Here is a 19,953-nt window from a genome sequence, read left to right as displayed (position 1 = left end):
ATTTATCGAATTTTCAGTGTTGCCAAACCAGCCAAGACCAGAATGACGGTAATAATCCAAAAGCGCACAATGACTCGAGGCTCCGGCCACCCTTTTAACTCAAAGTGGTGGTGCAGAGGCGCCATGCGAAAAATTCTCTTCCCCGTTAATTTAAAGGATGCCACCTGCAAAATTACGGAAACCGTTTCCATCACAAACACACCGCCCATGATGAACAGAATAATTTCATGACGGGTAATTACCGCAATAATTCCCAGCGCCGCCCCCAGTGCCAGAGCGCCCACGTCCCCCATAAACACCTGGGCCGGATAAGTGTTAAACCATAAGAACCCAAGTCCGGCACCACCGAGGGCAGCGCAGAACACCGCCAACTCCCCAGCTCCTGGAATTGCGGGAATATGCAGGTAGTCAGCAAATTCCATATGGCCGGATAAATAAGCAATCACCCCAAGTGCTCCACCCACCATCACAGTAGGCATAATCGCCAAGCCATCGAGGCCATCAGTCAGGTTAACCGCGTTACTGGAGCCAACAACGACAAAGTAGGTCAGCAATATAAAAGATATCGGTCCCAGGTTTATCGCAACATCTTTAAAAAAGGGAACAAAAAACTGGGTCTCTGCCGGGCTTGAAGCACTCATATACAGATAAATAGCTGCACCCAACCCGGCAACGGATTGCCAGAAATATTTCCAGCGAGCAATAAGGCCACGGGGGTTTTTATAAACGACTTTTTTATAGTCATCCACGAAGCCCACAGCACCGAAAACAAAGGTAACTAATAAAGTAACCCACACGTAACGATTGCTGAGGTCAGACCAGAGTAGGGCTGAGGCAAAAATTGAGGCGAGAATCAAGGTGCCGCCCATAGTCGGGGTGCCAGATTTACTCAAATGGCTTTGTGGACCATCATCGCGAACAGCCTGCCCCACCTGTAAATGGTTCAACCAGTGAATCATGCGCGGACCCACAAGTAGTGAAATACCCAGAGCCGTCAACGCAGCAAGAATTGCGCGCACTGTCAGGTAGTTAAATACCGAAAATCCGCTGACATGTTGTTGTAATAGCTCCGCTAGCCAAAGCAGCATTACTTCTCCCCTCTGCTATTGCCAAGCAGTGCCTGCGCTACCAATTCCATACGGGCGCTGCGTGATCCTTTAACCAAAACTGTGGTTTGTTCATCCAATTGTTGAGTGAGAGCAGTAACCAGGGGTTCTCTCTCGCGATAATTGCGCAGCGACTCTTGCCTCCCCGCAGAAAAGGCCATGCTGGCGGCAGTACCCAGCGGCCCCAATGTAAACAGCGCATCCAAGCCCCGCTCTCGTGCCAAAGCTCCAACGCTTCTATGCATTTCCTCCGCGTCCGGCCCCAACTCCGCCATATCCCCCAGCACCAGAATTTTTTTACCTGAACGCTGTGACAGCAATTCAATGGCCGCACCTACTGAACCCGGGTTCGCGTTGTAACTGTCATCAATAACGGTTGCACCGGCTATACCTGCCTGCTCCTGCAAGCGCCCAGCAACCCCGGTCACCGTGTTAAGTCCGCTGATAATTTCCACCGCAGGTATTCCCGCAGCAAAAGCACATCCAGCAGCAACCAGAGCGTTGTGAACATTGTGCTCACCAAGCAATTTCAGGCTAACAGGGTGAGCAACGCCTTCAATTACCAAGTCAAATGAAGGGCAACCGTTAGGATTCAATACAATATTATCCGCATGGATAGCACACTCATTAGATAAGCCAATACCCAGAGTCTTTACCCCTTCGGGCATATTCTCCAACCAGTAATTCGCATAGCCATCATCGGTATTGATCACCGCCGTCGCCGATACATCCAAACTGGTATAAATTTGGCCCTTGGCTTTTGCGATAGCATCAACAGAGCCAAAGCCCTCGACATGCGCTGGCATTACGTTATTTACCGCCGTCACCTGCGGCTTGCCGATACTACACAGGTAGCCAATATCGTCAGGGCCGTTAGCTCCCATTTCGAGAATCAACACATCGTGTTGCGCTGTCAGCCCAAACAAAGTCATGGGTAAACCGAACTGGTTGTTCAGGTTTCCCTCGGTTACACAGGGTGTATGACTCTGGGAAAAAATTGCAGACAGCATCTCCTTAACGGTAGTTTTACCGCAGGACCCTGTAATCGCCACAACCGGACCGTCAAACTGTTCACGGCACAGTAAGCCAATTTGTCCTAATGCGACCGTCGTATCTTCAACGCGCCACTGCGGTAAACTGCAACTGGGCACTTCACGATCGACAACCAACCCCAATACCTGGCCATCCAGCTCACCGACAAAGTCGTGAGCATCAAAATTTTCGCCAACCAGAGCAACAAATAAAGATTTGGGGTCCAGCTTGCGGGTATCCGTGCAAACCAGTTCAAACTCCACAGAGCCATTGATTAACTCACCACCAAAACGGCTTTGCAGTTGCTGCAACGTAAGGGAATTAATCACCTTGGCTCTCCTTGCCTTCACTTGACTGGCCCGATTCATCCACGCGGGCTTTGAGAGCTGCAGCAGCTTGCTCACGATCGCAGAAGTGAATTTTTTCACTGCCGATAATTTGGTAATTTTCGTGCCCTTTACCGGCGATCAATACAATATCCCCCGGTTGTGCTGCAGATACCGCCTGAGATATCGCTGTCGCGCGATCAATTTCAACTTCGATATTACTGGCAGCCCCTTCGAGAATATCGTCGATAATTTTTTGTGGTTCTTCGCTGCGCGGATTATCGCTAGTCACAATGGCACGGTCCGCCATCTCGGAGGCAATACGCCCCATCGCCGCGCGCTTACCCGTATCCCGGTCGCCGCCACAACCAAAAACACACCACAAATTACCGCGACAGTAAGGGCGCGCTGCTGCTAAAGCCGCGCGAAGAGCATCTGGTGTATGGGCATAATCCACCAATACACCCACATCATCGGAACCCTCAACCAGGACACGCTCCATACGCCCCGGCACCGCTTTGATAGTGGGGAAAGCGGCAAGAATATCTTCAAAAGGCATGCCCTCTGCCGCTGCAGCAGCTACGACAGCCAAGGCATTGTGAATATTAAAATCGCCAATTAAGGGTGCGTGCAGCTCACCGCTACCCCAAGGGGAATTAAGTTTTACAGAAAAACCGCGCTCATGGCGACGCAGGTCTGCAACATATAAATCACCCGCCTGCAGCCCATAAGTAATAACGCGCAGGCCACGCAATTTGCAGCGCTCTGCCAACTGGGCGCCAAACGGATCATCCAGGTTAATGACTCCTCGCTTCAATTTTGGCAGTCCGAAAAGTTTCTCTTTGGCTGCGCCGTAAGCGGCCATATTGCCGTGATAATCCAAATGATCGCGGCTCAAATTGGTAAAAATTGCCGTATCAAAAATCAGCCCATGCACACGTCCCTGAGAAAGGGAATGCGAAGAAACTTCCATTGCGGCAGCGGCAACACCACTATCGCGATAATTTGCAAAGTCCGCTTGTAAACTCACCGGGTCAGGCGTTGTTAAACCCGTTTCCTGCAATTCGATTTGGTTATCTTTCCAGACCCCATTACCAATGGTGCCTATCAATGCTGCACTGCCATAGTGGCGAGCCAGTAATTGGGAAGTCAAATAGGCGCAAGTGGTTTTACCGTTGGTGCCAGTCACTCCAACCAAGTGCATTTCACCACTGGGGTTACCGTGGAAGCGCGCGGCAATTTCCCCTACCCGCTTTGCCAGACCGGGAACACTGACCACCTGGATATCACCACGGCTTTTACATTCCAACTTGTCACCATCAGCAAGCACTACCGCAGCACCTGCAGTAATTGCCGCATCGATATATTCCCGACCATCGACCACAGAACCGCGCAAGGCCATAAATGCATCGCCCGCTTTTATCTTGCGGCTATCCAGGGCAATACCAGTGACAGAAATATCGGGAATACCGGCGTAACCCGGCACTAACTCTTTGATAGAAACAGAATGTTTTTCGCGCTGACTCACGATTTTGAACCCCTCTCGCTTAACTGCGCGGCCAATTGCCCCTCCGCCGATTTAATTTTTTCCGGCGGAACCTGCAACAGGCGCATAGCACCAGTCATCACCGCACCGAATACCGGTGCAGCAACTTCACCACCGTAATATTTGGCGTGACTGGGATCATCAATAACAACTACCGCGGCAAGGCGCGGATTATCAGCGGGGATAAAGCCCGCAAATACTGAGCGATAGCGATTATCCGCATAGCCACTACTGCCAACTTTGTGCACAGTACCGGTCTTGCCGGCGACACGATAACCTTCTACAGCGGCAAGGCGTCCGGTACCCTTAGCACCAATCACCGTCTCCAACATCGCAGTAACCTGCCCAGCCAAGGACTGCTCAATAACCTGCTCAGGCTCGCCCGGTACTTTGTCACCGGATAAAACCAGGGAAACAGGACGCTTAACCCCTTCATTCGCCAGTACGCTGTAGGCTTGTGCCAGCTGCACGGCGTTAACTGTTAAACCGTAGCCGAAGGCGAAATTAGCTCGCTCGATTGGGTGCCAGCGGCTGCGACTGGGCAAGATCCCCTGTGCTTCACCGGGGAAGCCACTGCCCACAGCCTCGCCCAGACCCAAGCGATAAAAGAGTCCCCGCAGAGAATTTGGTTCCAAATCGAGAGCAATTTTTGTAATTCCCACCTGGCTCGACTTGGTAATAATCTTGGTGAGATCTATTTTTCCGTAATTAACCGGGTCCACCAGGGTTTTTCCCGGCACGCGAATATATCCAGGACTGGTGTTTATTTCTGTTCTTGGGGTGTAGCGCCCGGTTTCCAAAGCCGCCAATACTGTTAAGGGTTTCACTGTAGAGCCCGGCTCAAATTGGTCGATCAGCGCACGGTTGCGCATAGCCGCCGACTTAACCCCTTTGCGGTCATTGGGATTAAATGAAGGCTGGTTGGCCATGGCCAACACATCGCCACTGTGAGTATCGAGAATCACCATAAAGCCGGAAGCGGCGCCGTTTTCCGACACCGCCCGCTTTAATTCCCGGTAGGCCAAATATTGCAGGCGCATATCGATAGACAAACGCAGATCCCTGCCCGGTTGCGCTTCCTGACGAATTGCCAAATCCCTTACCGTGCGCCCTTTCAGATCTTTAATTACCTGACGTGATCCCGGCTGTCCGGACAGCCAATCGTCGTAGGCCAATTCCATTCCTTCCTGGCCGCGATCATCGATGTTGGTAAAACCGAGAAGTTGGGCTACGACCTCCCCAGCAGGATAGAAGCGCCGATACTCTTTTTTACTGAAAACACCTGTAATACCCAGGTCCAGCACTTTCTCAGCCTCTTCTGGAGACAGGTGCCGGCGCAGGTACATAAATTCTTTATTGCGGTATTTCTTCAGGCGAGAGCCCAGTTTGGAAGACGGTAAATCCAGCGCGCGAGCCAGGCGCACTAAATTCGCATCGCTTATTTCACTCAACAGCTTGGGATTGGCCCACAGGCTGTGTACCGGTGTACTGACAGCAAGAAGCTCACCGTTTCGATCGACTATTGAGCCCCGATAGGCAGCAATCTCTTCGGTGCGCAAGGTGCGGGCCCGGCCCTGGTCTTGCAGGAAACGATATCCGCGCTCAGCAGCAGGCACTACCTGCAGTTTGGCCAAGTGGAACACAAGGGTAAGAGCGAGCAGGCACAGCAGGACCGCCACCAGCGCAAAGCGCCAGCGGGCTATACCCGGCTGAATATCCTTTTTTTTGACTGCGCCCATGTTTTCCCAGTTGGCGTTATCTATTTATTTTGCATCCCGGCTGAGCATGCCACTCTCCAGGGCCTGAACTCCAAAACTCAATTAACGCAAAATTCTTTATAATTATTTAAAGGCCAAAGCCCCCAAACGCAGAAACCCCACCGGGCAAGCAGTGGGGTACTTACGTCTTCATCCAAGGCGGTTAAAACTTAATCCGCCACTACCAATACCTGTTCCGAAGGTGCTGGCATATGCATTTTTAATTTTTCTCGAGCGACCTGTTCGACCCGGCTATAGGCAGACCAGGCACTTTTTTCCAAAAGGAGGCGCTCCTGCTCATAGCGCAATTCATCGTGGGCTTTTTGTGCCTTACCCAGCTCAGCAGTTAACTCTCGGCTTTGTTGGGTGGTATGAATAACAGATAGCGACGACAGTATTACCGCTATCCACATTACCCCCACTCCAAGTAGAGCCTTGCCAGACATAAACTCAGCTTCCCGCCAGCTTTTCTGCCACCCGCATTACTGCACTGCGGGACCGCTGATTTTCATCCACTTCAACCGTGTTGGCTTTCACTGCCTTGCCCACCGAACGCAGTGACTTGGCTATCTGACTATCCATAACCGGAAGGCCACGAGGCAACTGGGGACCGCGCTCTTTTTCCCGAATAAAACGCTTCACCATTCGGTCTTCAAGAGAGTGGAAACTGATAATCACCAGACGCCCACCCGGTGCCAGCAACTGCAGGGATTTATCCAACGCACTCTGCAGATCATCCAACTCGCCATTAATATGAATACGAATAGCCTGAAAGACTCGAGTAGCGGGATGTTTACCTTTTTCCCAAGCCGGATTCGCCTCTTTCACAACCTCGGCAAAATCGAGGGTGCGCTCAAATGGTTTTTCCAGCCGGCGCTTTACAATGGCAGCAGCCATTCGGCGGGCAAAACGCTCCTCGCCGTACTCTTTAAACACCCGGGCCATTTCGGCCTCAGCCTCAGTGTTGACCCACTCCGCTGCACTGATACCTCGACTGGTATCCATACGCATATCCAGGGGGCCATCCTGCATAAAACTGAAACCGCGCTCGGCCTGATCCAGTTGCGGCGAAGACACCCCCAGATCGAGCAATATTCCACTGACCTTACCGGCAGCTTGCCCGGCAGCCTTATCCATATCGGCAAAAGACCCATGCCAAATGGAAAAACGGGATTCACCGGAAAACCGCTGTTCTGCAAATTCAACAGCCTGGGGATCTTTATCCACCCCTACCAACTGGCCATTGGGCCCCAAATGCTCAAGGATTGAGGCGCTGTGCCCACCCCGGCCAAAGGTGCCGTCGATATAAAACCCATCCGGCTCAGTCACCAGAGCGTCTACGGCCTCGCGTAACAACACACTGCGATGCAATTCTTGAGACACCCGGTACTCCCCTTATAAAGAGAGGGATGCCATTTCCTCAGGCATACCCTCTTCGTCTTCACTATCATCGAGCCAGGACATCCAGCGCTCCTCACTCCAGAGCTCCAGCTTTTTCCCCTGACCCACTAACATCAATTTCTTTTCCAGCCCCGCGTACTCACGCAGAGTTGGCGGAATCAATACCCTGCCATTGCCATCCACCTGCAGCTCACAGGCATACCCGATCAGCAGGCGCTGAGCGCGCCGAGCCACTTTGTTAAAGCTGGGCAATGCTTCAATCTTCGGGAGAATTTGCTGCCATTGAGGCGACGGATACACCAACAAACAGCGTTCCTCTGTATGGGCAGTCACCACCAAGCACCCCGCACACTCATCCAATAGCCTATCGCGGACGCGAGCCGGTATTGCCAGACGCCCCTTGGCGTCCATATTGATTGCGTGGCTGCCCAAATACACGTTTAGTGGTTCTCGCTTTGGAGATCGCGCCTCTCGCGACTCACTCCCATATGGCAGGTCAATGGAGAAAGATGTTCGACTTTAACCTGGCGGTGTGAACACCCACTTACTTATCGCGAATAAACCACAAATTTCCACGATTTTCCACTTTTTCCCACTCTCGACACTATAAAACTGGTCGACACAAAGTCAAGGAATTCGACCCCAAAGTCCCCATAACCCCTTGTAAAATCGCGGCCTCCAGAGATGTGGCGCATATTGGCACATTGAAACTAGTCGGAACAGCACTATCTGGCACGATCGCCCCCTTAACAGTTAATCAATTTTTTTGCGCCAAGAAGAGGCTTTAGCCGAAATTAAACGAGAAGAAATAGGCGAATACAAAGAGGGCTACCGGAGCCGGGACCACCACATCAGGCAAACAAAAAAGCCCGGCAAATGCCGGGCTTTTGAAATTGTTGAGCTGGCCTGTAAGCCGGGTTCTGTCGAGGACAATCATTCATCTGGGATGCCTGTCACCAGACACCTCAAGCGACCTACCCGCCCTCAGTGCGGGTCACACCTATAGAGGGCCTATTTGGTCTTGCTCCGAACGGGGTTTACCATGCCGCGGACTGTTACCAGCCGCGCGGTGCGCTCTTACCGCACCCTTTCACCCTTACCTGTACTCCCAAAAAAGGAGCCATCGGCGGTCTACTCTCTGCTGCACTTTCCGTAGGCTCGCACCCCCCAGGCGTTACCTGGCGTTCCACCCTATGGAGCCCGGACTTTCCTCCATCGCACAAGGCGACAGCGATTGCCCGGCCAGCTCGCGGCGAAGAGTAAAGAGGCGACAGACGGATTGCAACAGGCAATTGCAGCAATCAGTGCCTTATTTTTGCTCCAGGCTCCAGTTGTACAGGACTTTCTTTTTCACTCCAGTAATTTCGGCAGCGATCGCCGCCGCCTTTTTCGGCGGCAACTCCGCCAGCAACAGCGACATTACACGCTGTGCCTCCCCATCCAGCTCACTGTCACGAGAGCGCTCTGCACCACGCACCATCAAAACAATCTCACCGCGCTGCTGATTGCTGTCAGCTCGGACCCACTCAACCAACTCAGCCAGAGGCATCAACTGAAAAGTTTCAAAGGCCTTGCTGACCTCGCGGGCTATCACCGCCTCTCGATTACCGCCGAATACGACAGCCATTGCTTCCAGAGTATCAGCAACCCGATGCGGGGCCTCGTAGAACACCAGGGTACGGGTATCACTGGCCAATTCCTGCAGGGCTCGCTCACGGGCACCGGACTTAGCCGGCAGAAATCCCTCGAAACTAAACTTGTCACTGGGGAGTCCAGCGGCACTCAGTGCGGAGACGAAAGCACAAGCCCCCGGTATCGGGGAGACTTTGATTCCACGCTCCCGGGCTTCACGTACCAGGCGATAGCCGGGATCTGAGATCAGTGGGGTGCCCGCATCGGAAATCAGGGCAATGGTCTGGCCCTGCTCCAAACGCTGCAAAATCTGCTCTGTGCGCTTGTTATCCGAGTGATCGTGATATGCCATCAATGGCGTATCGATATCAAAATGGGAAAATAATCGCTGACTGTGACGTGTGTCCTCCGCCGCAACCAGATCGGCACATTGTAGAACTTCGATCGCTCGCGGTACCATATCGGCCAAATTACCAATGGGCGTAGCGACAATATAAAGCAGCGCCTGATCCGGCCCCATAGCTGTTCACTCCAAATATAAATATTGCGGGAGAAGATTATGTCCGCCTCTTCCCGGCGCACCTCTACTGTAATCACCAGAATGGCAGCTGCCTCACTGGCAGTCGCACTGGCTGCTTGCCAGACACCGGCTTCCCGGCCAAACGTTTACCAGCCGGATTATTCGGCCGGCCACACCGCAAGCCGCAGTGAAGCTGTACGTATGCTGCGCAGTGCCGACACCCTGCCGGCACCGGCGCGGGATCAACAGCGCCTGCAAGCGGCCGCTATTCTATACGAGCTGGGAGATAAAGAGACGGCAAAAGAGGCGGTAATCAAAATTACGCCCGAACAGCTGGACGACAACCTCTTCGCCAGCTATGCACAGGTCTATGGCAGCCTACTTGCCGCAGACGACGACTTCTTTGAGGCCCTCGACCTGGCAGCCTCTCCACGCCTGGAAAATGTGTGGTCGGAGTTGCCACAGAAGACTGCCTTACCTCTACGCAGCCTGCGCGCTGACCTATGGGGACTTCTGGGAAATCTCGACAGCGCTATTAGTGAGCGGCGCGAAATCTCCTATATCGCCCAGTCCGACGAAGCGATCACAGAGAATAACAACGGCTTTTGGCATCTCTTGACCCAGCTGCCCTCCAGTGAATTGCAGGCTCGCGCCACCCAAAGCAATGACACCCAGATGCGCGCCTGGTATCAACTCGCCCTGCTGGGCCGCGACACCCAGACGGATATCAGCTCACAGCTGACCGCCCTCAGCCGCTGGCGCGAGCGCTGGCCCGCCCATAGTGCCAATTCCCATCCGCCACAGGCATTGCAGCTATTAGAGCGCTTGGCCGCCCAGCGGGCAGACCGCGTGGCGCTGCTCCTGCCACTGTCCGGCCCCCTGGGCAACGCCGGCAGGGCAATCCGGGATGGCTTTATGGCCGCCCACTACACCGCTCTGAATGCTGGCGGCGCAACTCCGAAAGTGATGGTTTACGACACCGGTTCCGATCAGCCATTTGAGGAAATTTACCAGAGCGCCGTAGATGCCGGTGCGCAGATGATTGTTGGCCCACTGGATAAGAGCAAGGTAGCCAACCTGCTTGCCACAGAAAAGCTGCCAGTGCCTACTCTCGCCCTCAACTACGGCGATGAGGGGCGCCTGACCACAGACCTGGTCCAGTTTGGCCTGGCAATTGAAGATGAAGCGCGGCAAATTGCCCAGCACGCTTACCGGCAAGGCAAGCGACAGGCAATGGTCCTCACCGCTGACAATAGCTGGGGGCAGCGCGGCGCTGAAGCATTTGAAGAAGAGTGGCTGCGCCTCGGTGGCTCAGTCAGCATTCGCCGGACGTTTAAGGACAACAGCAAGTTCTCAGCCCTGGTCAGCGATGCCCTGTTAATTCCCGCCAGCAACGCGCGCAAGAAGGAATTGCAGAGTCGCCTGGCGGCAAAGCTGGAATTTACCCCCAGACGCCGTGACGATGTCGATATGGTATTCCTGGCAGCACAACCCCAGCAGGCGCGCCAGCTCAACCCCATGCTGACCTACTACTACGCCAGTGACCTGCCCGTATACGCCACCTCTCATGTCTTTGGTGGCAGCATCAACCGCAATCGCGACAGGGATATGAACGGTATTCGCTTTACCGCCCTGCCCTGGCTGTTTGAAAGCAATCAAACCAAGCAAGATATCGAGGAGCAGGCGTCGCCCGCACCGGCTTTTGCCAGACTGTATGCCCTAGGTGCCGATGCCTTCCGCCTCTACCCGCGCTTGCCGATGCTGCGCCAGTTCCCGGAACAGAAAGTACACGGTCTCACCGGCGCATTGAGCCTGAGCGCTGATGGCCGCATAGTGCGCGAACAAATGTGGGCGCGAATCGACAAAGGGGTGCCGGTGCCCATCACTACCGTCGAGCCCCAGTTGCCGCAGCGGGAGCCGATTGAATTAAGTGGGAATCGTGAGGCTTTTTAAGGGCTCAAGCGGTACTGTCGGCAGCCAAACGGAGGCTGCCGCAGCCCGCTATTTGCAGCGCGCGGGGCTCACCTTATTGGAGCGCAATTATCGCAGTTCACACGGAGAGATAGACCTTATCGCCCGTGAAAGCGATACTGTCGTGTTCGTGGAGGTGCGCTTCCGCCGTAAGAGCCAATTCGGCGGGGCCGCAGCCAGCGTGGATTCACGCAAGCAAGCTAAGCTACTGGCCACTGCCAGCCGCTATTTGCAGCAACATAAACTGGACTGTCCGTGCCGCTTCGATGTCCTTGCCATAGATGGCGATGCACAAAACATCCAGTGGATTAAAAGCGCCTTCGAAGCCTGAGGCAAAACCGAGATTTACCCTGTCAAGTTATGGTGAGTTCGAGCTCACCTGAATTAAGGACACAATGGAACAGCGAGTCGTAACCCTTTTTCACCACAGTCTTGAAGCCACAATGAACGCTGGCGAGATACTGGCCCCGCTGATTGCAGAAGCCAGCGAAATGGTGGTGCATACACTCTTGGCAGAGAGCAAAGTCCTGCTCTGTGGCAATGGTGTCAGTGGCGCATTGGCGCAAAGTTTTAGCTCGCAACTGACCGGCGGCTTCCAGCGCGAACGCCCCGGCTTACCGGCTATGGCCCTCAACAGCGACGGCGTCTCCATGGGCACCGTTGCCTCGAACCACGGCGGTGCAGACACCTTCGCACACCCGGTTCGCGCCCTGGGGCAACCCGGTGATCTTCTCGTAATCATCAGTAGCGATGGGCGCGACTCAAACCTGGTTCAGGCCATGCGTGCGGCTCGGGACCGGGATATGGGCATACTCGCACTGACCGGCGGTGATGGCGGCGACTGCGCCGCCCTGCTCGATACCCATGATATTGAACTACGGGTGCCATCCGATGTCGCAGCAGAGGTACACCAAGTACATCTTCTGACAATTTTTTGCCTGTGCGACCTAATCGACAGTAGTTTGTTTGGTGGCTACGAGGAATAAACGATGAACAACAAAAAGTTGACCCTGGGGAAATATCTCCTGGCTGCCTTCGCGGCAACCACCTTGTTAGCGGGATGCAGCACTGTATTGGAGGCCACCCATGACGGCCCCATACAACAGGACCCCGGCGAGCGATCTTTTGGCACCTATATTGACGACCAGCGCATCGAGACGGTGACCACAGTCAATATCAACAAAGCTCACCCGGACCTGAAAACCTCGAATATCAATATCAATTCTTTTAATGGTGTTGTACTGCTCACCGGCCAGGTGCCCAGCCAGGAACTGCGCCTGCTCGCCGGACGCACGGCGGAACAAGTACAGAATGTTCGCCAGGTCTACAACGAAATTCAGGTGCGCGGTAAAGTCACTTTACTGGCTAGCACCAGCGATACCTGGCTAACCACCAAGGTGAAAAGCAACCTGTTTGCCAATAAGGAAGTAGACAGTGGTCGCATCAAAATCGTGACCGAGAATGGAGTTGTTTATTTGATGGGACTGCTAACTCCTGCCGAAGCGGAACGGGCAGCCGAAGTGACCCGCTCGGTAGGCGGGGTACAGAAGGTTGTGAAAGCAGTGGAATACATCAACTAATATTTCCCGCACTACACAAACAAAAACGGGGGCAACTGCCTCCGTTTTTGTTAGCACTCAAGTCTGTAACTTATACGCGCTCTATAGCAACCGCTGTAGCCTCACCTCCACCAATGCACAGGCTTGCCACGCCCTTCTTGGCATCGCGCTTTTCCATCGCTGCCAACAGGGTAACCAGGATACGGGCACCGCTAGCACCTAACGGGTGGCCGAGGGCACAGGCACCACCGTTAACATTGACCTTCTCCCAGGGCAAATCGAGCTCACGCATTGCAGCCATAGTCACTACCGCAAATGCCTCGTTAATCTCGAATAGGTCCACATCCGCCGCAGACCAACCGGCATTTTCCAGCAGCTTGTGCATAGCGCCGACCGGAGCCGTAGTGAACCACTCGGGCTCACGGGCAAACTGGGATTGCCCCTTGAGAACAGCCAGAGCTTTCAAGCCGCGCTTCTCAGCTTCACTTCTGCGCATCAACACCAGCGCCGCAGCACCGTCAGAAATAGAGCTGGAGTTCGCAGCGGTTACAGTGCCGTCTTTACGAAACGCTGGCTTCAGTTGAGGGATTTTGTCTGGACGGGCATTACCTGGGGCCTCGTCGACACTCACCTCAATCTCACCTTTGCGAGAGGCAATCGTGACCGGGGAGATTTCACGAGTAAAATCACCACCTTCAATCGCAGCCTGGGCACGCGCCAGAGATTCCAGGGCAAAAGCGTCCTGCTCTTCGCGGGTGAAATCGTACTTATCGGCAGTAGATTCGGCGAAAGTACCCATCAGCTTGCCATCTGCAGCATTTTCCAGGCCATCCAGGAACATGGAATCTTTGACCTCTCCATGACCGAGGCGCATACCAGAGCGGGCCTTGGCCAGCAGGTAGGGGGCATTGCTCATACTTTCCATACCACCAGCAACGATAACCTTACCCTCACCCATCAGCAGGGCATCGCGGGCCATCATCACAGTCTTCATTCCAGAGCCACACACCTTGTTAACAGTGGTGCAAGGAGTGCCGACCGGGATGCCAGCACCCAGTGATGCCTGACGTGCCGGAGCCTGACCAACACCTGCCGGAAGCACACAACCCATCAGCACTTCATCCACATCGGCAGGTGCCACACCCGCGTCCTCAAGGGCTGCGCGAATCGCCGCAGCACCCAACTGCGGGGCAGTGAGGGCTGAAAGGCTGCCCTGCATAGCGCCCATTGGCGTACGCGACATTCCGACAATCACTACTGGGTCCGAAGTTACATCACTCATTCTGGCTGCTCCAAGTTCTGTGCCGCCATCACCGTGGTGGCGGCAATTGTTTTAATGTCGCCGCATTATAGCCGAAGCCCCACCCCGCTCCGCCAGGGGTGCGACCAGTGCGCAGCAGTATCAGCCCATCGTGTTACTATTTACGCCACCAACAGGGATAAATAGGGGAGCGTTATGGGATCTACGGGACTTGTTGTGCTGGCGGTGGTCATCGCACTGTTCTTTTTCATTATCAGTATCTTTAACAAACTGGTTTCACTGAAAAACCACAGTGAAAATGCTTTTGCGCAGATCGACATACAGTTAAAACGGCGCCACGATCTGGTGCCAAATCTGGTGGAGAGCGCCAGGGCCTACCTGAACCATGAGAGAGACACCCTGGAAGCGGTTATCAGCGCGCGCAATGGTGCAATGTCAGATCTCAAAACCGCCGCTAAAAACCCCACTAATGCCGCCGCAATCGATAAGCTCGGCCGCGCAGAAGGCCTTCTCAACAGCGCTCTGGGCCGCCTGAATATGGTGATTGAGGCCTACCCGGAATTGAAAGCCGACCAGAACCTTCGCGAACTTAACGAGGAGTTAAACAGCACCGAAAACCGCGTGGCATTTGCACGCCAAGCTTTTAACGACTGCGTCACCAGCTACAACATCTACAAGCAGAGCTTCCCCCCAGTATTTCTGGCCGGCTTTTTTGGCCACAGAGCCAACGCCCAACTGCTTGAGTTTGCAGACTCAGAAACCTTTCAAGTCGCGCCACGTATCGAGTTTTAAATATGAACTTTTACGTTCACCAGGACAAAGCCAAGCACAGCAGTCGTTTGCTGGTTTTCCTGTTCAGCCTGGCCCTCATTGCCCTAATCAGTTTGAGCACCCTGGCTACGGCAGCCATGGTGTCACTGTCCCGCGGCCAACCATTTACTCCCTTTGACGTTGCGCAACTTCTGGGCTGGGAGACCCTTGGCTCAATAGCCTTTGTTATCGGTACCGTCGTTATCCTGGGCAGTCTGTACAAGTTCCATCAATTATCCCCCGGGGGAAAGGCTGTGGCGGAATCCCTAGGAGGGCGCAAGCTTAATACTTCCGCGCGAACTGAGCGGGAAAATAGAGCACTCAATGTTGTGGAAGAGATCGCTATTGCAACAGGTATTCCGGTACCCGATGTCTACATCATTGAGGACAGCACCATCAATGCCTTTGCCGCTGGCCAAAACCCTACCGACGCCGTTATTGGCCTGACGCAGGGCTCCTTGGAAAAGCTTACCCGGGAGGAGCTACAAGGAGTTGTTGCCCACGAGTTCAGTCATATTCTCAATGGAGACATTCGTCTAAACACCCAAATCACCGGGCTACTACATGGAATCTTAATTATTGGACTTTTGGGGCAGCTCCTTGTCAGAAGCCCAGCACCCCACAGGCGCGTAACCCCCATAAGATATCCGCTACTAGGCCTGGGAATAACTCTGATTATCCTCGGCTACACCGGTACGCTGATCGGCAACCTGATCAAGGCCGCTGTCAGTCGGCAACGGGAGTTTCTTGCCGATGCCTCCGCAGTACAATTTACTCGCAACAACCTCGGTATTGCCAACGCGCTGAAAAAGATCGGTGGCCACGATTTAGGCTCAGAACTCAGCAGCCCCAATGCAGCAGAGTTTAACCATATGTTGTTCGCGGTTGGGGTAAAACGCTCCCTGCTCAGCCTTTTTGCCACCCACCCTCCACTACCGGTGCGCATAAAGAGGTTAGAACCCGCCTGGAACGGCCTATTCGCCAATACGGAAGAACAGGTAAAAAGTGAAGCACAGACTGTAAAACCCAGTGAATTGCAAAATCCGCAGCTCGCCATGGCCGCTCCTACGACGCCTTTCCAGGCTGCTCTGGATGCGGTGGACAACAGCATTGCCAAACCAGATACACATCAAGTTGAGCTTGGATATCAACTACTGAGCTCTATTCCACCTCTGATCCAGCAGGCTGCACACGAACCTTTTACCGCCCGGGCACTGGTTTACTACCTTCTTCTGCACAAGGATAAAACCGAGCGAGACAAACAGCTAAACCTCCTGGAGAAAATTGCCCATCCCGCTGTTATCCGCGAGATGAAAAAACTCACACCACATATAGAATCACTGCCGAGCAACGCTCGCCTCGCATTGATTGACCTATGTATCCCGGCCTTGCGCGCCCTAGTCCCTCAGCAGTACCAGATCTTTAAACGAAATCTTATCAAGCTTCTACACAGCGATGGGAAAGTTGAAGTTTGGGAATGGGCCCTGTACCGGGTATTAATGCACGCGCTCGACGGCGCTCCAGATCGACAGCGCCTCTCCCACAGCAAACATGCCAACAAAGATGCTTCACGATTTATCATTGCAGCCATCGCCCATGCAGGAAACAGCCAATACCTTCCAGCAAAACGTGCTTATGAGAAGGGACTCAATGCTCTCAGCCTTGAAATAACCCCGCTACCCGGCATCGCTGATATCACCCTGCCACGACTGGACAAGGCCATTGCAATCGCCAGCCTTATCCCGCCCCTGGAGAAACCCGACTTACTAAAAGCGATTGTGATCACCTTGAATCACAATGGGGTAATTAAAGCGGAGGAGATCGAATTGTTAAGGGCCATCGCTGACAGCCTGGACTGCCCTATGCCACCGATTATCCATAAGGCTAGATAGCCGCACAACGCCAGCAGAAATGCTGGCGCTGCGGACTTTTAATGGGCATGGTGCTGATAAACCGGCCCGATGCCCACACTCCACAAAATGACGGAGCCAATAAGCACCGTAACCATCATTACCAGGGCAACGGTTAATACTGCACAGGCATACAGAAATGCTCGATCCTTATTCATATTCATCAGGATCGGAATGCCGGCAAAGACCAGGTAAATAGAATACATCCCGGCAATGCCTACGGACGCCATCGTGAGCCAGGGGTGTGGATAAAGGACGACGATACTCGCCAGGAAGATTGGCGTAGTAATAAACACCGCAAGTGCCGTCCCTTCATAATGGCGCGTGGGCTCATCGCCCTCAACCCCGTAGGATCGCGCCATCCAGTTAATAAACTCTCCGAGGCAATAGACGCCAACCAGTAATGCAAAGTAAGTAACAACCGACAGAACAGCTGCACTTTCAGGTGTCAGCTTTGCTAGATGTCCCCCAACCTGAAAGCCTACCCGGGTAACCCCAAAGTAACCGGCCACGGTAGGAATCAACGCCAGAAGCGGCACATGAGTTACAAACACCTCAAAAAAAGAATGGCGATCAGCGCGTATCGCTTTCCACTCTTTTTCCGGGTTGGTAAGAATACCTATTGTATGACTGAGTATCCGCACACCAAATCTCCCTTCCAATACCCTGCTTTGCAGTATCGGTGGCGCACAACAGATTGACCAATGCCAAAAGGGAATTAAGCGTCACTTTCAAATTTACTTGATTTATATCAGCTGTGGACAGACAGGCAATTTCGCCCGCTGCGCTTCGCTTTATAAAGCGCTTGATCAGCCGCTTTAAGGATACTCTCGGGTTTCTTTAGTTTTTTATTGCGGTGGGCAACGCCAATACTCACAGTAACTTTTACTGGCTTCCCTCCACCCTTCCCCCTGAGCGAGGCCCCTGCGGCAAGACGCCCCGATGACCTTAGGCGCAGTGGGTAGCTTGAGATTTTCTCCCTGATTTTTTCCAATAAAGCTTCTTTCGCCTCGCGACTGCGGCCCGGAAGATAAATAACAAACTCCTCGCCGCCATAGCGAAACACGGTACCGTGAGAGTGGTGCGCGAGTTGAGCCGCAACCATTTGCAAAGCCTGATCACCCACTTGGTGCCCATAGCGATCATTCAGCTTCTTAAAATGATCGATATCAACCATGGCAAGACTGTAATTCCATGCTGGCGTCAGCATCTGATAGCGGAAGGCCCGCCTGGAATGAAGCCCAGTCAGTTCATCGCGAAACGCCAATTCATAACTGGCCCCAAGCAGCGAAGCGACCAACAATATTCCCGCTACAGACCCGGTAAACTCGAGAGGAAGGCTCAACCAAACACCGCACAGCAGCAAAATAGAACAACTAAACAGACCCATAGCGGTGGGGCCAGGGTAGAGAAAAAGTAAGGCAAAAGCACCGAGAGCGGAGACACTGCCAATCAATTGTGGCAACGAAAATGCGTCGGGTAAAAACCCGGACAACCCCCTGGGCAAATTCTCGACCGGAAATGCCAGCTTCAGCGGCGCGCAGCAATCGTAGAGCAAGACAAAACCCACCCCCTCAGCCAGCAAAAACAGGCCCCACAGCAGCCCAAAAATACTGAAGACACTGCGATCACGACTGCAAGTGAACAGAACAAGATTTACCGCAACCAGTGAGAGATATAGCGGGAGATCCCTGTGCAAGCTGGGGAGCAACTGGGAGTGAGCCGCGATGTATAGGGCCATGATAAGCAGCGCTGCAAGCGCAACCCGGCTTGAGCGAAAACCAAAACTGAGCAATGCCGCCATAGCCAATAGCAACACAGGCAGCTGCTGACTGTATAAGTGGGTCAGATCGATCCAGGGGAGATACTGCGCAACGAGAAGCACCAGAAGCATCCCTGGCAGCCAAATAAAGCGCAGCCATTGAAGGTACGGCGGCATGACATTCGCGGCAATAAAAGATAACGCGACATTATACGGACTTGGGACAAGCGTATACCCGGAACCGAGTCACAAAAGTGGAGGAAGGGAACTGGCAGGGCTTCAGAAATCTGCCCTACCAGCGAAAAGGAGCACTATTTAACGACACGCAGAGCCGGTTTTTTCACCGATTTTTTACCCAAACTGGTGGGTGGCGTCGGTTCGGGCGGCTCTGGAGTTTCCTCGGCCTCAAATACCATCCCCTGCCCGTTTTCCCGCGCGTAGATTCCGACCACAGACCCCACTGGAACTTGGATATCTGTCGGAACCCCGCCAAAACGGGCGTTAAACCTGATGGCGTAATTATCCATAGTCAGACTGGCAACCGCTGATTCCGAGATGTTCAGCACTATCTGACCATCGTCGTTCACATGTTGTTGCGGCACCAAAACACCGGGGAGGTGCGTATCAACCAGAATATAAGGAGTGCACCGGTTATCGGTTATCCACTCGTAAAACGCCCGCAGAATGTAGGGACGATTGGATGTCATGGCCGGCTTGCTCACCAGTATTCCCTCAACGCATTTCCCGTTCGTATTCGGTCAGACTCTGCTGGAATGCCTCGCGGGCAAACAGGCGGTCCATATAATCCAGCAACGGCTTAACCTGCTTGGTTTTCGGAAGGCTGATTTCAAACTGCTCGAGGCGCCACAACAGCGGGGCCATGCAGCAATCTACCAGAGAAAACTCTTCATTAAAGAAGTACGGCAGGTCGGTAAACATCGGAGCGATACCAACCAGGTTGTCGCGCAGTTCTTTGCGAGCGGAGGCCGCGTCCTTACCACCAGCAAGGATCTTGTCCACCAGAGGACACCAATCGCGCTCGATACGATGCATGATCTGGCGGCTCTGCGCGCGGGCAACCGGGTAAACCGGCAGCAGCGGCGGATGCGGGAAACGCTCGTCCAGATACTCCATCATCACTTTGGTCTCGAACAGAACCAAGTCGCGATCTACCAGGGTTGGCAGGGAGTTGTAAGGATTGAGGTCAGCGAGTTCAGCTGGTTTATCATCGGCGTCCACATCGGTGATATCGACGGAAACCCCTTTCTCTGCAAGTACGATACGTACTCGGTGGCTATAGTGGCTGCGACCATCGGAGAAGAAGGTCATCGAGGAGCGCTTGTTGGTAGGCACACCCATG

19 protein-coding genes and 1 other RNA gene are annotated in these 19,953 nt (G+C 53.6%); 6 read left to right on the top strand and 14 right to left on the bottom strand.

Annotated features, from left to right (window positions below):
• Positions 1-2: 2 nt before the first annotated feature.
• The 9 genes from mraY to rsmI form a co-directional block, all read right to left on the bottom strand.
• Complete coding sequence (gene mraY / locus ACJJI5_RS06785) at positions 3-1,088, bottom strand: phospho-N-acetylmuramoyl-pentapeptide-transferase (protein ID WP_413663013.1); 1,086 nt, start codon at positions 1,086-1,088, stop codon at positions 3-5.
• The gene (locus ACJJI5_RS06780; RefSeq protein ID WP_444893033.1) at positions 1,088-2,467 is read right to left on the bottom strand and encodes a UDP-N-acetylmuramoyl-tripeptide--D-alanyl-D-alanine ligase; all 1,380 of its coding nucleotides are present in this window, start codon (positions 2,465-2,467) and stop codon (positions 1,088-1,090) included. The genes mraY and ACJJI5_RS06780 overlap by 1 nt, the downstream gene beginning before the upstream one ends.
• Positions 2,460-3,992 (bottom strand): UDP-N-acetylmuramoyl-L-alanyl-D-glutamate--2,6-diaminopimelate ligase, encoded by a 1,533-nt coding sequence (locus ACJJI5_RS06775; protein WP_444893032.1) that lies wholly within the window; start codon positions 3,990-3,992, stop codon positions 2,460-2,462. The genes ACJJI5_RS06780 and ACJJI5_RS06775 overlap by 8 nt, the downstream gene beginning before the upstream one ends.
• Positions 3,989-5,749, bottom strand: a complete 1,761-nt coding sequence (locus ACJJI5_RS06770) for a peptidoglycan D,D-transpeptidase FtsI family protein (RefSeq protein WP_444907503.1) — start codon at positions 5,747-5,749, stop codon at positions 3,989-3,991. Before ACJJI5_RS06770 ends, ACJJI5_RS06775 begins: the two co-directional genes overlap by 4 nt.
• A gap of 188 nt (positions 5,750-5,937) precedes the next feature.
• The gene (gene ftsL, locus ACJJI5_RS06765; protein WP_413663017.1) at positions 5,938-6,213 is read right to left on the bottom strand and encodes a cell division protein FtsL; all 276 of its coding nucleotides are present in this window, start codon (positions 6,211-6,213) and stop codon (positions 5,938-5,940) included.
• Between the two features lie 4 nt (positions 6,214-6,217).
• Positions 6,218-7,150 (bottom strand): 16S rRNA (cytosine(1402)-N(4))-methyltransferase RsmH, encoded by a 933-nt coding sequence (gene rsmH / locus ACJJI5_RS06760; RefSeq protein WP_444907502.1) that lies wholly within the window; start codon positions 7,148-7,150, stop codon positions 6,218-6,220.
• 12 nt (positions 7,151-7,162) lie between these two features.
• Complete coding sequence (gene mraZ, locus ACJJI5_RS06755; protein WP_282933875.1) at positions 7,163-7,606, bottom strand: division/cell wall cluster transcriptional repressor MraZ; 444 nt, start codon at positions 7,604-7,606, stop codon at positions 7,163-7,165.
• A 455-nt stretch (positions 7,607-8,061) separates the two neighbouring features.
• Positions 8,062-8,418, bottom strand: an RNA gene (gene rnpB, locus ACJJI5_RS06750) — RNase P RNA component class A.
• Between the two features lie 59 nt (positions 8,419-8,477).
• Positions 8,478-9,320: a 16S rRNA (cytidine(1402)-2'-O)-methyltransferase gene (gene rsmI, locus ACJJI5_RS06745; protein WP_444907501.1), complete on the bottom strand. Its 843-nt coding sequence runs from the start codon at positions 9,318-9,320 to the stop codon at positions 8,478-8,480.
• Positions 9,321-9,359: 39 nt separating this feature from the next.
• On the opposite strand from rsmI, the gene ACJJI5_RS06740 reads away from it, so the two are divergent.
• The 4 genes from ACJJI5_RS06740 (at position 9,360) to ACJJI5_RS06725 (ending at position 12,871) form a co-directional block, all read left to right on the top strand.
• Positions 9,360-11,273 (top strand): penicillin-binding protein activator, encoded by a 1,914-nt coding sequence (locus tag ACJJI5_RS06740; RefSeq protein WP_444896364.1) that lies wholly within the window; start codon positions 9,360-9,362, stop codon positions 11,271-11,273.
• Entirely contained in the window at positions 11,260-11,622 is a 363-nt protein-coding gene (locus ACJJI5_RS06735; RefSeq protein WP_444896363.1) for a YraN family protein, read from the top strand. The genes ACJJI5_RS06740 and ACJJI5_RS06735 overlap by 14 nt, the downstream gene beginning before the upstream one ends.
• Positions 11,623-11,686: 64 nt before the next feature.
• Positions 11,687-12,277 carry an SIS domain-containing protein gene (locus ACJJI5_RS06730; protein ID WP_108734203.1) on the top strand — a complete coding sequence of 197 codons (591 nt, stop codon included), beginning with the start codon at positions 11,687-11,689 and terminating at the stop codon, positions 12,275-12,277.
• Between the two features lie 3 nt (positions 12,278-12,280).
• On the top strand, positions 12,281-12,871 hold the full coding sequence (locus ACJJI5_RS06725) for a BON domain-containing protein (RefSeq protein WP_444893027.1): 591 nt from the start codon (positions 12,281-12,283) through the stop codon (positions 12,869-12,871).
• Positions 12,872-12,941: 70 nt separating this feature from the next.
• Here ACJJI5_RS06725 and ACJJI5_RS06720 read toward each other — a convergent pair whose 3' ends face one another.
• Entirely contained in the window at positions 12,942-14,132 is a 1,191-nt protein-coding gene (locus ACJJI5_RS06720; protein ID WP_444915741.1) for an acetyl-CoA C-acyltransferase, read from the bottom strand.
• A 174-nt stretch (positions 14,133-14,306) separates the two neighbouring features.
• Here ACJJI5_RS06720 and ACJJI5_RS06715 point away from each other — a divergent pair, with 174 nt between their 5' ends.
• Both ACJJI5_RS06715 and ACJJI5_RS06710 read left to right on the top strand, forming a co-directional pair.
• Complete coding sequence (locus ACJJI5_RS06715; RefSeq protein ID WP_444915740.1) at positions 14,307-14,903, top strand: LemA family protein; 597 nt, start codon at positions 14,307-14,309, stop codon at positions 14,901-14,903.
• A 2-nt stretch (positions 14,904-14,905) separates the two neighbouring features.
• Positions 14,906-16,813, top strand: a complete 1,908-nt coding sequence (locus ACJJI5_RS06710; protein WP_445355849.1) for a M48 family metallopeptidase — start codon at positions 14,906-14,908, stop codon at positions 16,811-16,813.
• A gap of 38 nt (positions 16,814-16,851) precedes the next feature.
• Here the strand turns inward: ACJJI5_RS06710 and ACJJI5_RS06705 are convergent, their stop codons facing one another.
• The 4 genes from ACJJI5_RS06705 to ACJJI5_RS06690 all read right to left on the bottom strand — a co-directional run bounded on the left by ACJJI5_RS06705 (position 16,852) and on the right by ACJJI5_RS06690 (position 19,952).
• The gene (locus tag ACJJI5_RS06705; RefSeq protein ID WP_413663026.1) at positions 16,852-17,475 is read right to left on the bottom strand and encodes a Yip1 family protein; all 624 of its coding nucleotides are present in this window, start codon (positions 17,473-17,475) and stop codon (positions 16,852-16,854) included.
• A 107-nt stretch (positions 17,476-17,582) separates the two neighbouring features.
• A complete protein-coding gene (locus tag ACJJI5_RS06700) occupies positions 17,583-18,770 on the bottom strand; it encodes a GGDEF domain-containing protein (RefSeq protein WP_445355848.1) in 1,188 nt (395 codons plus the stop codon).
• A gap of 134 nt (positions 18,771-18,904) precedes the next feature.
• Positions 18,905-19,300, bottom strand: coding sequence for a ClpXP protease specificity-enhancing factor (locus ACJJI5_RS06695; protein WP_108735312.1), 396 nt, complete (start codon positions 19,298-19,300; stop codon positions 18,905-18,907).
• 25 nt (positions 19,301-19,325) lie between these two features.
• Positions 19,326-19,952, bottom strand: a complete 627-nt coding sequence (locus ACJJI5_RS06690) for a glutathione S-transferase N-terminal domain-containing protein (protein ID WP_108734210.1) — start codon at positions 19,950-19,952, stop codon at positions 19,326-19,328.
• Between the last annotated feature and the right edge of the window lies 1 nt (position 19,953).

The sequence above is a fragment of the Microbulbifer maximicatervae (SeqCode) genome (genome assembly GCF_052467955.1).
Note: the sequence above shows the minus strand (reverse complement) of the source record. Positions and strands in the feature narration are given on the sequence as shown.